The organism is Haloarcula sp. CGMCC 1.6347 (genome assembly GCF_037078395.1).
In the GTDB taxonomy this organism is placed as follows: domain Archaea; phylum Halobacteriota; class Halobacteria; order Halobacteriales; family Haloarculaceae; genus Haloarcula; species Haloarcula amylolytica.
Genome location: NZ_JAYMGX010000001.1, coordinates 18,164 through 30,683, shown reverse-complemented (window position 1 = coordinate 30,683; position 12,520 = coordinate 18,164). Strand labels below are relative to the sequence as shown.

The window sequence follows — 12,520 nt, the reverse complement described above, 5'->3', positions numbered from 1 at the left end:
AAGTTTTACAATCTTACTTGTTCTTAAGACAAATGAGATTTCAATGCAGGACGACACTGACACCACACGCGCTACGGACAGCGTGTACGACCGTATCGAACGCGCCAGAGCGTCGCTGACCGGCCCGCAGATAGCCATCGCCGTCGCGCTGGTGGCGGCGCTCGGTTTCACGCTGCTGTTCGTGCAGGACCCGATGCTGCACGACTCGCTGCACAACTTCCGACACAGCGCCGGGATCACCTGCCACTGATGGCGACTGACTACCTCGAACGCGGCGCAGTGGCCGGCGTGGCAGGCGGGCTGGTCTACGGCCTGTTCGTCGCGACTGTCGGCAACGCGTTCACCGCCGGTCTGGAGACGTTCGAACACGGGCACGGCCACGGCGGCGGCCCCGTCGTCTCCGGACTCACGACGGCCGTCGCGAGCATCGGCGGCGGCGTCCTCTGGGGTATCCTCTTCGGCGTCGCAGTGTTCGGGATGGCGTATTTCTTCCTCGAACCCGCGATTCCCGGCTCGGGCGCGACGAAGCGACTGGCGCTCGCCGGAGCCGGCTTCCTCACCGTCTCCGGCGCGCCGTGGCTCGTCCTGCCGCCGCAGCCGCCGGGCGTCGAGCAGGCGCTCGGAACGGAGACGCGCCTCGCCTGGTACGCCGGCCTGATGACGCTTGGCGCGCTGGTCGCGGTGCTCGCCGGACTCACGTATCGACGGGCCGAGGGACGCCACGCGGCAGTTCGACTCGGGGCGACGGCGCTGCCGCTCGCGCTGCTCGCGGTTCCAGTCGCGCTCGCACCCGCGAACCCGGTCCACGGCGACGTGCCCGCCGCGCTCGTCGCAGCCTACCGCTGGACGGTCGTGTTCGGCCAGTTGCTGCTGTGGGCCACAATCGCAGGGATTCACGCCTGGCTCGGGGACAGTGATACCCCAGTCGCGGACGACCTGGACTATCCCGCGACCGCGGACTAACGACGACGCGGCTCAGATTTTTCCGGCAACCGTTCCGAGATTCAGCGCCAGGCCGACGATAGCGACGACGGCGGCGATAGCGAGGTTCGTCGTCGTCCCGCCGACGCCGAACGACGCCGTACCGGCCGAGACCAGCGCGCCGAACCCGATCCCGGCAACGACGAGCGCGACACCGGTCAGCCCGACGAGCATCGTGCCGGTCGGGCCGAACCGACCGCCCGACCGGTCCGCCTCGTACTGGTCTAGGGCGTCGTACATGGTCTCCCCGACGGCCTCCTTGACTTCCGCCATCTGCCCCGAGAGGTAGGTGTTCAGTGTCTCCTCGTGCTCGTCGAGTTCCGCGGCGCGCTCGGATAACTGCGCGTTGTACTCGGTCAGTTCGGCCTCGCGCTCGTCGAGCGCAGTCTCCCGGTCGTCGAGAGCAGCCTCGCGTTCGTCGAGCCGATACTCCCGCTCGTCCAGTTCCGTCGCTCGCTGGTCGAGTTCCTCCTCGCGGGCGTCGACTTTCTCCTCGCGCCGGTCGAGTTCCGCGCTCCGCTGGTCGAGGCCCATCTCCCGCTCGTTGAGCCGGCGCTGCATCTGCGCGAACTCCCGCTCGCGCTCGGTTGGGTGGTCATCGACAGCAGTGCTGTCGTCGTCGGCCTCGGAGTCCGCGTCCGACGGTCCCTCCTCGTGATCCGCGTCTGTGTCATTGGCCATACTCGGCTCCCATACCGAGGCGCTACGACTAGCGAACGGTTAGTTTGACACCCCATAACACAGTAACCGGAGCCAAACCGGGAACAGGACATCTGAATCAGAAATCGTTCGCCCGGACCGTTACCGGCCCAAATCGCTACCTCGGCGCGTCAACGACGCGGTCGGCCGGTGTCGGTTCCCATCTCGACTCGGTGCAACCGGTACGCCCCGCGCTCGCGGCCCTCGTCGTGGTAGACGACCGGCTCCTCGACGGCGACAGCGGTCCCATCGGAGACTGCGGCCGCCGTCACGACGCCGTCGGTGTCCAATATGTCGATGGGGCCGTCTGCGACATCGAACAGCCGCAGTGCGTGGTCGTCGGCGTCGCGGTCCCGGAAGTTCTGCGCGCCGGGGACCGCGAGTAACGAACCGTCGGTGCCGAGCCCGCTAGCGAAGCCGCCGACGGGCGCGTCCCAGCGACGGTCGCCATCGGGCGAGACGCCAACGACAGTGTGCTCGGTCGGATGCCGTGCCTCTGTCTCGCGGCCCTCCTCGGGGTAGGTGTTGCCGGTCACAAACACCGCGCCCACCTCTGTCGCGTGAACGTGGTTCGGGTACGCGTAGACGATGTCGCCGTCCACGTCGGTCGGCGTCGCCAGCGGGACACGCCAGCGCTCCCGGCCGCCGCTGTCGAGCCGGTAGCCACAGTAGTCGCCGTGGCTGGAGACGACAGCGCCGTCGTCCAGCAGGGCAACGTCACCGACACGCCGCTGGCCGTCGGTGCCGGGGTCCCACATCCAGCGCGGGTCACCGTCGGCGGCATCGAGGACGACGAGGCCGTGCTGGTGGTCGCCGGGACAGCGGTTGTACGCGACTGCGACGCGGCCATCGTCGGCGTCAAGGGATATCGGCGAACCGTCGGTCCGGTACGTCCAGTCGACGGTGCCGTCGGGCGAAAAGGCGTGGACGACGCTCTCGAAGTGGCGGAGGTCGTTCCCGTCATCGTCAGTCCGTCGCTCGTATCGTCTTGCGGCGGCGTACAGCCGGTCACCGTCAGTGGCGAGGGACGCGACAAAGGGGAGCAGGAAGCGCGTCTCCTGCTGAGCCGCGCCGAGGTCCGTCCTGGTTTCGTACCGCCAGCGCAGCGTCCCGTCGGTGTCATGACACCGAATTTCGCCACGGGCGCTGCGTTCACCGACGACGACACCGCCGTCGAACGGTACCGCCGCGACGACGCTGGGCTCCCCGTCTGTTTCGTACTGCCAGCGCCGACGTGGAGGGCCGGAACCTGTCGACACGTCGAACGCCTGCAGGTCCCCGTCGGCGGTCCCGACGACCGCGAGCCCGTCGGTCAGCGTGACCGCCGAACGGCGGCCCTGATGGCGCGAGCGGGCCGGCGCTACGTCTCCGAGGTCGGCGGTCGGAGTGCCCTGGCTACTCATCGACCGGGAACGCCTCGTGGAGGACGTCGTGGGCCTCACCCAGCCCGTCGAGGACGTCCTCGCCCTGCATGGTGATGCGCGACACCGCCCGCTCGGCGTCGCGGACCGCCACGAGTCGGCCCCGGAGGTAGTCGTACTCGGGGTCGTCTTCGGGGGTCGCGGCGATGTCTTCTTCGAGGTCCACAAGCGCGGCATCGAGATGCCGCTCTATCGCGGCCAGCGTCTCCGCGCCAGCGAGGGCCTCGATGGGGCCGGTCATGTGGCCCTCCAGCTCCTGTTCGGCGTGCTGGCGGGCGTGGTCGTCTTCGGTACCGAGAACGTTCATGAGGCCCAGTCGGAGGGCCTCGATTTCGTAGCAGCTCATGGGTATCGTAGTGTTGTAAGGGTGTACTCTCAAAGCGTCTGGTCGACGAGTTCGCTCACGATGCGGTCGCGGTCCAGATGGGAGGAGACGATATCGGCGGCGTCCTCGTCCTCGACGCCGCCGTACCAGACGCCGTCCGGGTAGACGGCGACCATCGGCCCCTCGCCGCAGCGGCCGAGACACGACGACCGGGTGATGCGGGCGTCGCACTGGTCGCTGTCGCGGGCAGCCTGGCGAAGCCGTTCGAGGACCGCTGGTGCGCCGTCCTGCGCGCAGGTCTGGTTCGTGCAGACGGCGACGTGTTTCTCGGGGGCGTCGTGGACGTGCGGGTCGTCGTCGACGTTCTCGCGGTCGGCGTGTTCGGCCTGGTGGGTCAGCGCCCGGAGCATCGCGCGAGCGCCGCCCTGGTCCTCCTCGTAGCCGTCCAGTTCGACCTTGTACTTGCAGGTGTCACAGGACATCTCGACGCTTCCCGTGCGGGCCTCCTGCCAGCGGTCGCCCAGCACGTCCAGCAGGCGCGTGTCAGTCCCGAGCGGCTCGCCCGGCGCGGCGTCGACGTAGGGGTACTCCTCGTCGAACTCGCGTGCGCCGTCCTTGATGCGGCCGGTCAGCACGCCATCGCCGAGCATATACGGAATGACGACGACAGCGTCGGGCCGGGTCTTGGCGATGTCGTGCAGCGTCTCGTCAAGCAGCGGCTCGGTGACGCCGATGAACGACGCTTCGACCCGCGAGAACTCGCGGCCCTCGTACAGCAGCCGGGCGAGCTTGTGCACGTCGGCGTTGGCGTCCGGGTCGCTGGAGCCGCGGGCGCAGACGACGGCGGCCACTTCGTCCTCCTCGCGGTCGACACCGAGTTCGGCCTCGACGGCCGCCGCGCGGTCGTCCAGCAGGTCCAGCAGCGCCGGGTGGACGCCCAGATGTGCGCCGTTGTTGATTGTCAGTTCGGGGTGGGCCTCTCGGGCCTGCTCGACGGCCAGCGGCACGTCGTTTTTGACGTGGCTGGCGGCGAACAGGGAGAGGTGGACCACCGATACCTGCGAGACGGCTCTGGCCAGCCCCGCGATGGCCTCGTCGATGGCCGGCTCCGCGAGTTCGAGGAAGGCCGCGTCGACCGGGATGCCGAGCCGCCCTTCCAGTTCGACCGCGAGGTCACGGACCTGCTCGTTCGACTTCTCGCGCCGGGAGCCGTGCCCGACGAGCAACACCGCTTCGTCGTCGAGCGTGTCGGGTGCGGTAATCGCTTCGCTCATCGGACTCGTTCGATGCTCTTGCGGAGCTTGCGCCGCCGGCTCGGCGCGAACAGCCCCGTCTCCTCGCTGCCCTCGTAGAGCCAGTCGCCGAGGGCAGGTGCCGCGTCGTCGTCCACGCCGAACCAGTAGCCCGACGAGGTTTCCGAGAGGTCGTCGTACGGCGCGTCGACCGGGCAGCGGTCGAGGAGCGTCTGGACCGTCCGGAGGAGTCGCTCGTCTTCGTGAACGAACGAGATGCCGACAGCGTTGTCGTCGGACTTGAAACAGACGGTGCCACAGCTTTCGAGCAGTCCCCGGAGGAGCTGGCGGTCGTAGTCGGCCAGCGCGTCGAAGCGGTAGCCGCCCGAGTCCCCGTCGAAAGGCAAGCCAAGCGCGGCGCTAGCGCGGTCCGCGAGCCCGCCGACGACCTGCACTGTGAATTCCTCCTCCTGGCGGGTGATAGAGGTGTCGTGGGCGTACGCGCGTTCGACGATCCGGCGGTCGGCCCGCTCCGCGCCAGCGATGGACGCGAGCCGTCGAGCGGCCGTTTCGTCGTTTGTCCGGACGGTAACGCAGCCGTCCTCGCACTCGCCGTCGCCGGCGACCCGTCCCCAGAAGTACGCCGTTTCGGGGTGGGCCGCGAGCATATCGTTCGGCGCGCCGGTCTCGACGCTCATGGCTGGACCTCCTCGGTGTCACCCGCTGGCGCAGCGTCTGCGGTGGCGTCCTCCTCGACGGTTTCGACGTGAATCGCGTCCAGCGGACAGGCCGCGGCGGCCTGCTCGGCGTCGTCTCGCTGGTCGTCGTCGAACGTCGCCGCGACGGCGTGGGCGTCGTCGACCTCCAGTTCGGTCGGCCCCGCGGTGTCGAGCGTCGCCAGTCCCTCGCCGTCCTCGGCGAAGCGCCCGTCGCGGACGAGACAGGCGAACACGCCGTCGCAGGCGTCGCGGTCGATGGTGATTCGGTACATTAGTAGTCGTACTTGGTCTCGTAGCCCCGCGGGGTCACCATCCGGTCGTCCCAGACGTAGGTGTCCTCGTTGCCCACGAGCAGGGTAGTGGTCATGTCGACGAGGTCCGTCTCGCCGAGTTCGGGCAACTCGCCGAGTTCGACGATCTCGACCTGCTCGTCTTCGCGGCCGGCGGCGTGGACCACGCCGACGGGCGTCTCGGGGTCGCGGTGCTCCAGCAGGATTTCACAGCACTTCTCGTAGTTGTCCCGCCGTTTCCGGCTCCAGGGGTTGTAGATGGTGATGGTGAACCCCTCCTTGGCGGCGGCGTGGAGCCGCGACTCGATGGTCGGCATGTCGGTGAGGTGGTCCGACAGCGAGATGGAGACGGTGTCGTTGACCAGCGGCGCACCGACCCGAGCCGCACAGGACTGGGCCGCCGGGACGCCGGGGACCACGTCGAAGTCGAGCATCGTCGCCGTCGCGCCCTTGGATTCGATAATCTCCAGCGCGAGGCCCGCCAGCGCGTACACGTTCGGGTCGCCGCTGCCGATGATGGCCACGTCGTTGCCCGCCAGCGCGCGGTCGATGGCCTCCTCGGTTCGGGACACCTCGCCGCACATCGGCGTGTTGTAGATGTCGTCGGCTCCCTCAGTGACCTCGTCGGGCAGCAGTTCGACGTAGGTAGTGTAGCCGACGATGTGCTCGGCGTCCAGCAGCGCGGAGCGCGCGCGGGCCGTCATCCCCTCGGGCTGGCCAGGGCCGAGGCCGACGGCGATGAGCTGACCCGGCTCGGCGTCGAAATCGTCAACGGTCGCGCCGACCTCCTCCTCGTCATCCGAAGAATCAGACGATGAGGACGCCCCGCAGGAGCTACTGCTGGAGGAAGACGAGGAGTCGGATGACGACGAGGCCCCGCACTTCGAGGCGGTGTCGTCGCCCGTGTCCGGCGTCGTTTCTGTGGACGAACTCGCTCTCGCGCCACATTTCGATTCTGTCTCGGTACTCGCGTCGGTGGTGTTGTCAGTGCTCATTGTCAGAAATCGTCGACGTCACGCCCGCCGCGCGGGGTGACGAGGAACTCCTGGTAGTCGTTGCGCCACACTTCGGTCTCGTGGGTGCCGACGACGATGGACGAACCCATCCCGCCGACCTTGTCGTCGTGTTCGGACAGTTCGCCGAGCGTCGTAACCGTCTCCGTCTCGTCGTCAAGGTTCCGGCCGGCTTCGCCGCGGCCGGAGTCGTTGACGATGGCGGCGGGCACGTCGTCGGCTCGTTCCTCCCGCAGCACATCGACGGCCCGCTCGTAGTCGCGCCAACAGTTGTAGAGGACCACGACGAAGCCGCTGATCGCGGCCGCCCGGAGCTTCTCCTCGATTTCCTCCCAGCCGCGCCACTTGTCGGACAGCGAGATGGTGCAGAAATCGTTCGACAGCGGCGCGCCGAGGTTCGCCGCGCCCGACAGCGCCGCGGTCACGCCGGGGACAATCTCGATTGGCACGTCGTCGGCGTCGTCGGCGTCGGCCATCGTGAACAGCAGGTCGGACTTCCCGTAGACGTTCGGGTCGCCGCCGGAGACGTGGGCGATGTCCTCACCGGCCCGGACCCGTTCGAAGGCCTCGCGGGCGAGTTCGACCTGCTTACCCATCGACGACCGGATGAGGGTCTGCCGGCTGCCGTCGGGTCGCTCCAGCACCGCCCCTTCCTCGTCGGCGATCTCGCCGTCATCGGATTTCCCATCGACCTCGGCGGACTGGGGCGGGAGCGTCCCGTCCTTCCGCAGGAACTCCTGGTAGAGGTTCGAGGCGATGATGCAGTCAGCGGTCTGGATGACGTCTTTCGCCCGCTGGGTCATGTCGTGGGGCAGCCCCGGCCCGATACCGACCACGTACAGCGTCCCGTAGTCGGCTGGACGCGTTGCCTCGGTCGCGGCCGTTGTCGACTGGCGTCCGTCGCTGCTCATCCTGGCGCTCCGCGACTCGCCGGTCGATTCTCGATACTATGGCGCATGATGAGTACAACGCCGCTTTCGCATAAAACAATTGTGCTTGTACTAGTCCAAGCGAAGGTGTTGGGAGACCATATTCCAGTTGTATTCGGATTCGGGAAGAAGTCGAGAGCGGTCGCTGTTCAATCGTACTCGCGTCCGCGAATCGCACCGCAGACAGTTCGATACCCTCTCGGTCAGGTGTTCGACAGCCCGCCGTCGACGACGAGGCTCTCGCCGTTGACGTAGGAGGCCATGTCGCTGGCGAGGAACGTCGCCGCGTCGGCGATCTCCTCCGGTTCGCCGAAGCGGCCGGAGGGGATGAGTTCCTTCAGCATCATCTTCGTCGTGTCGTCGATGCGCTCGTCCTCGAACATCTGGGTCTTGCTGTAGCCCGGGTGGATGGCATTGACCCGGATGTCGTAGTTGCTCAGGCGGTCCGCAAGCGCGTACGTGAACAGTCGGACCGCGCCCTTGGAGGTGCAGTAGTTGACCAGCAGCCCAGTCCCGCGGATGCCGCCGGAACTGGACATGTTGATGACGGTGCCGCCGCCGTTCTCGCGCATCCGTTCGGTGGCGACCTGCGCGCCGAAGAACACCCCCTTCGTGTTCACGTCCATCAGCCGGTTGTAGTCCTCCTCTGTAGTCTCGTAGAAGTCCGCTATCTCGGAGATGCCGGCGTTGTTGACCATGATGTCGATACCACCCAGTTCCTCGGCCGCGGCGACAGCCACCTCCAGGTCGTCGGGGTCGGTCACGTCGCACTCGACGAAGTGTGCTGTTTGGTCTGTCTCGGCGTTGACCAGTTCGTGCGTCGGTTCGCCGCCCTCGCGTGGTTCTTCCTGCAGGTCCGCGACAATGATGTTAGCACCGTGCTCCGCGTACCGTCGGCAGATGGCCCGGCCGAATCCGCTCGCGCCGCCCGTAACGACCGCCGTCTTCCCTTCGAGTAGTGTTGTCATGCGCCATTTGTCACCACAGGCGCACATAATAAATAAGTTTAGAGTTGTACAGTGACATGAACGCGAAACGGCCGTACAATCATCGCCACAGATAGTTCAGCGGTCGCTCGGTGACAGGAAACCGAAGCTGAGAACATGACTCTCGGAAAACGTCGAGGTTAGCGCCCGATGGCGACGGTAACGGCCTCGTCGTAGCGGGTCTTCTCGGCAAACAGGTCGTGGTCGCTGCCGGCAGCGATGGCCGACGCCTCGGCGATGCCGGGCCAGCCGATGAGTTCCTTCGACCGCGAGGGGGTCGGTCCCTCGAACTCCTCCAGCGTCTCCTTCTCGAAGGCGATGACGCCCAGGCCCCACTCCTCGGCGGCGGCGAGCATCCCGTCTTCGTCGGCTTTCCGAGTCCCCGTCGCAATGAACTCCACGTCGTCGCGGTCCAAGTCGGCCTCGTCCAGTGCCTGTTCCCAGGCGGCGTGGAACTGCTCGACATCCGCGCCAGCGACGCTGCCGCACCCCAGCACGACGCCGTCGTCCTTGTTGCGCTTGAGCACGGTCACATCGTCGTCGACCAGCACGGCCTTCGGCCCGTCGAGGCGCTCGACGGGGCCGAGTTCGTCGTCCAAGACGGCGAGATTCGTCGCAACCGTCGAGTCGCCGTTGACGACGTGGGCGTCGAGCGCCTTGGCCTGCTTCTCGACGCCTTGCTTGTCGGCGGCCTCCGAGGCGGTGGTCATCGCCGGCACTGCGCCCATCGACGCGAGGTCGTCGGCGACCTGGTTCGCGCCGTGGTGGCCGCCGGTGATGGGGATGGCCCAGGTGAGTTCCTCGTCGACGACACAGATGGCCGGGTCGTCCCACTTGTCATCGAGCAGGTGGGCCGTCTTGCGCATGGCGATGCCGCTGGCCATCAGGCCGATGAAGCAGTCGTACTCGCCCCAGTACTCCTCGAACACGTCGCCGTGGTATTCGAGGATGTCGATGGACTCATAGCGGTCGCCGATGCCGTCGACGATGTCCTCGGCGGTGTCCATCTTCCGCTCGAAGGCGACGATGGCGATGTCTTCGGCTACTTCGCCGTCCGAGTCGGGCGCTTTGCAACTGTTCGAACTGGAATCGTTGTCTGTGTCAGTGCTCATGGGTTCGCTCCGGCCAGTGAAACTTCCCCAGGCGACTGTCGGCCAGGAAGCCGCCTGGGTCCTGTCTGCGATTCGATTCTCGACTGCTGTCGGCGCGCGCTGGCGCGCTCGGATGGCGCGCCAAAACTGTGCGAGGGATGAGCAGCACAGCGAGTCCAGCGAGCGAGCAGCGCAATCGGGTGGGGAGGTGTGTGGCTCGCGGTGGAGTGCGGTGCTGTAGGGTGGACTGAAAGGGGCCGGTCGCTCCGGGAAGACGACCGACGCGAGCACGCGAGGGCAGCGAGCGCGCGCGGCGAGGTCCTCGACTGGAGCGACCGGGGGCTTTCTGGCTGTACTCGATACGGACGAACCATCCTAGTCGTCAGCCTCCTGCGAACTGTCACCCGAATCACTGCCCCGGTTCGCCCAGTCGCCGTAGAGGAACGAGCGCTCGTAGTCCTCACCACCAACAGCGTCCCCAATCACGACCATCGCGGAGGCGCGATATCCGGCGTCCTCCAGTTTCTCTCCGATGGTCGCAATCGTCCCTTCGATGACGTCCTCGTCGGGCCAGGAGGCGTGATAAATCGCCGCAACAGGCGTCTCGGGGTCGTGGCCGTCCTCAAGTAGGCGGTCCATCGTCTCGGAAACGGCGTGGGTCCCGAGGTAGATGCAGGTCGTCACGTCGCCCATGCCGACGAACTCGGAGATGTGGTCCTCGTCTTCGTCCAGGGTCTTGCCCTGCGGGCGGGTGAAGGCGACGTGGTTGGCGACCTCGTTCAGCGTCAGTTGGGTCCGCATCGTAGCACTGGCAGCAAAGGCGGAGGTGACGCCGGGGACGATGTAGGTCGGGACGCCCTCGTGTTCGAGCGCGTCCATCTGCTCCAGCGCGGCTCCATAAATCGCGGGGTCACCGCTATGGAGGCGGACGACCGTGTCGCCGTCCTCGTAGGCGTCCCGCATCAGCGGAATCAGCTCTTCTAAGTCCTTGCCGATGGAGGAGACTGTCTCGGCGTCGGCGCAGTACTCCTCTAGAAGTTCGCTGTTGACGAGCGACCCGGCGTGGACCACGAGGTCGGCGTCGGCCAGTAGCTCGCGGCCGGCGACGGTCAGCAGCCGGGGGTTGCCCGGTCCGGCCCCGACGAAGGGGATGCCCTCCTGTTCGTCGCCGGCGTTGTGCTCGTAGACGCGGTCGTCGCGGTTGCCGGCGACGGAGTCGATGGCCGTCTGCGGGTCCGTCTCGCCAGTCTCATCAGTCTTCTCAGTCATGTTTCACCTCGTCGCCACAGAGGGCGGCTTCGGAGCGCTCCTGTCGCACTACCGCCCCGGAGCCGTTCTCGCCGCCGTCGGTCACGACGCCGCTCTCGTCGGCCGCTTCGAGGAAGGCGTCGGTCGCCTGCTCGACGCGGGTCTCGGGCTTCTCGGCGTAGGCCAGCGTGTAGTAGTCTCGCTCGTCGATCTCGCTCGGGTCGTCGGTTACGACGGTCTCGCCCTGCTCCATGAACAGCCGGCGGCCGTACACCACGTCGTAGCCGGCCTCGACCAGCCCCTCGTGGGTAGCCGGCGCGTCGGTCACCTTGAACAGAATCATCCGGTCCGGCCCCGTCGGCGACGCGCCGCGGTCGGCCTCCCGCAGCGCTAAGCTCGACCCCGCGGTGATTTCGACGCCCAGCGCCGTCGCGAACGCCGACATGGCGCTGACGCCGGGCACCACTTCGAGGTCGACCTCGGGGTGGAACGCTGCGAGCGTTCGCCGGAGGTGGCCAAAGGTCGAGTAGACGTTCGGGTCCCCCAGCGTGACGAAAGCGGCGTCGCCGTCGCGGGCCGTCGGCGCGATTTCGGCGGCGGCTTCCTTCCACGCCGACCGGAGTTTGTCCTCGTCGCGCGTCATCGGGAAGTCGAGGTCGCCGATGCGCTCCTCGGGGACGTGCTCGGTCGCGACCGAGCGCGAGAGCCGCCCCGGCGAGTACACCACGTCGGCGGATTCGAGGGCGCGCTTCCCGCGGACGGTCACAAGGTCGGGCTGGCCGGGACCGAGGCCGATGCCGTAGAGGGTCATCGCTGGCCTCCGTTCGTCGCCCCAGTCTCGGCCGGCGTGCCGCCGTCGGCGGCGACATCCTCGCTGGCGCTGCCGACGAGCATGTACACGGGGTTCTCCGAGTTGAAACTCGTCGCACCGGCGAGTTCGTAGCCGTGGCTCACCTGGAACTGGACGACCTCCTCTAGGATGTCGCGCTCTCGGAAGGCCTCCGTGGCTGCGCCGGCGACCTCCAGCCGCGAGACGTTCATCACGATACGGTCGACACCGGTCTCGACGGCGTGGTCGAGGACGGCCTCGTAGTTGCGCGACCCGCCCAGAAAGAGCGCGTCGGCGTCGTCCGGCAACCCCTCCGGGGCCTCGGCCTCGCGGAGTTCGACATCGGCGTCGACGTCGTTGGCGGCGAGGTTCTTGCGAGTCACGTCGAGTCGACTGGCTTTGCGTTCGAGCGCAGTGACCCGCCCGGCCCGGCGCGCCGCCGTGATAGTGACGGCACCGGTACAGGAGCCGACCTCCGCGAAGTGGTCGGACCCGGTGAGGGCGAGTTTGCTAGCGAGGACGGCCCGGACCTCCGGCTTGGTGGGACCGGCCTTCGCATCGTGTGGGAGCGAGACGCGGGACATCACGCTATACAACTGCAGTAGCGCGTAAAACAATTTTGGTTGTATTAGTCCAAGTCGAGATGACAGCGGCATCGGTGCCGGACAGGGGCGAGTCAGCGGGCCGATTGACAGCAGCGCGAGCGGGCAGTATCAGAGCGGTGCCCAGAATCCGGGTCAGACCGGTTCCCAGATCC

Annotated in this window: 15 protein-coding genes; 2 read left to right on the top strand and 13 right to left on the bottom strand. The window is 67.3% G+C overall.

Annotated features, from left to right (window positions below; all coding sequences use genetic code 11):
* Positions 1-43: 43 nt before the first annotated feature.
* Positions 44-250: a CbtB domain-containing protein gene (locus VI340_RS00195; RefSeq protein WP_008311341.1), complete on the top strand. Its 207-nt coding sequence runs from the start codon at positions 44-46 to the stop codon at positions 248-250.
* Positions 250-963, top strand: coding sequence for a CbtA family protein (locus VI340_RS00190; protein WP_336357526.1), 714 nt, complete (start codon positions 250-252; stop codon positions 961-963). The genes VI340_RS00195 and VI340_RS00190 overlap by 1 nt, the downstream gene beginning before the upstream one ends.
* A 12-nt stretch (positions 964-975) precedes the next feature.
* On the opposite strand, the gene VI340_RS00185 is transcribed toward VI340_RS00190, so the two are convergent.
* From VI340_RS00185 to cbiT, 13 genes are all read right to left on the bottom strand, one after another.
* Positions 976-1,662, bottom strand: a complete 687-nt coding sequence (locus VI340_RS00185; RefSeq protein WP_336330381.1) for an Rnase Y domain-containing protein — start codon at positions 1,660-1,662, stop codon at positions 976-978.
* Positions 1,663-1,811: 149 nt separating this feature from the next.
* Positions 1,812-3,083, bottom strand: a complete 1,272-nt coding sequence (locus VI340_RS00180) for an outer membrane protein assembly factor BamB family protein (protein WP_008311347.1) — start codon at positions 3,081-3,083, stop codon at positions 1,812-1,814.
* Positions 3,076-3,447 carry a DUF3209 family protein gene (locus tag VI340_RS00175; protein ID WP_008311349.1) on the bottom strand — a complete coding sequence of 124 codons (372 nt, stop codon included), beginning with the start codon at positions 3,445-3,447 and terminating at the stop codon, positions 3,076-3,078. The genes VI340_RS00180 and VI340_RS00175 overlap by 8 nt, the downstream gene beginning before the upstream one ends.
* A 29-nt stretch (positions 3,448-3,476) precedes the next feature.
* The gene (locus tag VI340_RS00170) at positions 3,477-4,700 is read right to left on the bottom strand and encodes a CbiX/SirB N-terminal domain-containing protein (protein WP_008311350.1); all 1,224 of its coding nucleotides are present in this window, start codon (positions 4,698-4,700) and stop codon (positions 3,477-3,479) included.
* Positions 4,697-5,356, bottom strand: coding sequence for a cobalamin biosynthesis protein (locus VI340_RS00165; protein WP_336357525.1), 660 nt, complete (start codon positions 5,354-5,356; stop codon positions 4,697-4,699). The genes VI340_RS00170 and VI340_RS00165 overlap by 4 nt, the downstream gene beginning before the upstream one ends.
* The gene (locus VI340_RS00160) at positions 5,353-5,649 is read right to left on the bottom strand and encodes a ferredoxin (protein ID WP_008311354.1); all 297 of its coding nucleotides are present in this window, start codon (positions 5,647-5,649) and stop codon (positions 5,353-5,355) included. The genes VI340_RS00165 and VI340_RS00160 overlap by 4 nt, the downstream gene beginning before the upstream one ends.
* A complete protein-coding gene (gene cobJ / locus VI340_RS00155; RefSeq protein WP_336357524.1) occupies positions 5,649-6,662 on the bottom strand; it encodes a precorrin-3B C(17)-methyltransferase in 1,014 nt (337 codons plus the stop codon). The genes VI340_RS00160 and cobJ overlap by 1 nt, the downstream gene beginning before the upstream one ends.
* Positions 6,663-6,664: 2 nt before the next feature.
* Positions 6,665-7,591: a precorrin-3B C(17)-methyltransferase gene (locus VI340_RS00150; protein ID WP_336357523.1), complete on the bottom strand. Its 927-nt coding sequence runs from the start codon at positions 7,589-7,591 to the stop codon at positions 6,665-6,667.
* 221 nt (positions 7,592-7,812) lie between these two features.
* Positions 7,813-8,577 carry an SDR family oxidoreductase gene (locus tag VI340_RS00145; RefSeq protein WP_336330387.1) on the bottom strand — a complete coding sequence of 255 codons (765 nt, stop codon included), beginning with the start codon at positions 8,575-8,577 and terminating at the stop codon, positions 7,813-7,815.
* Positions 8,578-8,735: 158 nt separating this feature from the next.
* The gene (gene cbiG, locus VI340_RS00140) at positions 8,736-9,707 is read right to left on the bottom strand and encodes a cobalt-precorrin 5A hydrolase (protein WP_008311362.1); all 972 of its coding nucleotides are present in this window, start codon (positions 9,705-9,707) and stop codon (positions 8,736-8,738) included.
* A 354-nt stretch (positions 9,708-10,061) separates the two neighbouring features.
* On the bottom strand, positions 10,062-10,955 hold the full coding sequence (locus tag VI340_RS00135; protein ID WP_336330388.1) for a cobalt-precorrin-4/precorrin-4 C(11)-methyltransferase: 894 nt from the start codon (positions 10,953-10,955) through the stop codon (positions 10,062-10,064).
* Positions 10,948-11,745 carry a cobalt-factor II C(20)-methyltransferase gene (locus VI340_RS00130; protein ID WP_336357522.1) on the bottom strand — a complete coding sequence of 266 codons (798 nt, stop codon included), beginning with the start codon at positions 11,743-11,745 and terminating at the stop codon, positions 10,948-10,950. The genes VI340_RS00135 and VI340_RS00130 overlap by 8 nt, the downstream gene beginning before the upstream one ends.
* Positions 11,742-12,347, bottom strand: coding sequence for a precorrin-6Y C5,15-methyltransferase (decarboxylating) subunit CbiT (cbiT, locus tag VI340_RS00125; RefSeq protein ID WP_336357521.1), 606 nt, complete (start codon positions 12,345-12,347; stop codon positions 11,742-11,744). The genes VI340_RS00130 and cbiT overlap by 4 nt, the downstream gene beginning before the upstream one ends.
* Between the last annotated feature and the right edge of the window lie 173 nt (positions 12,348-12,520).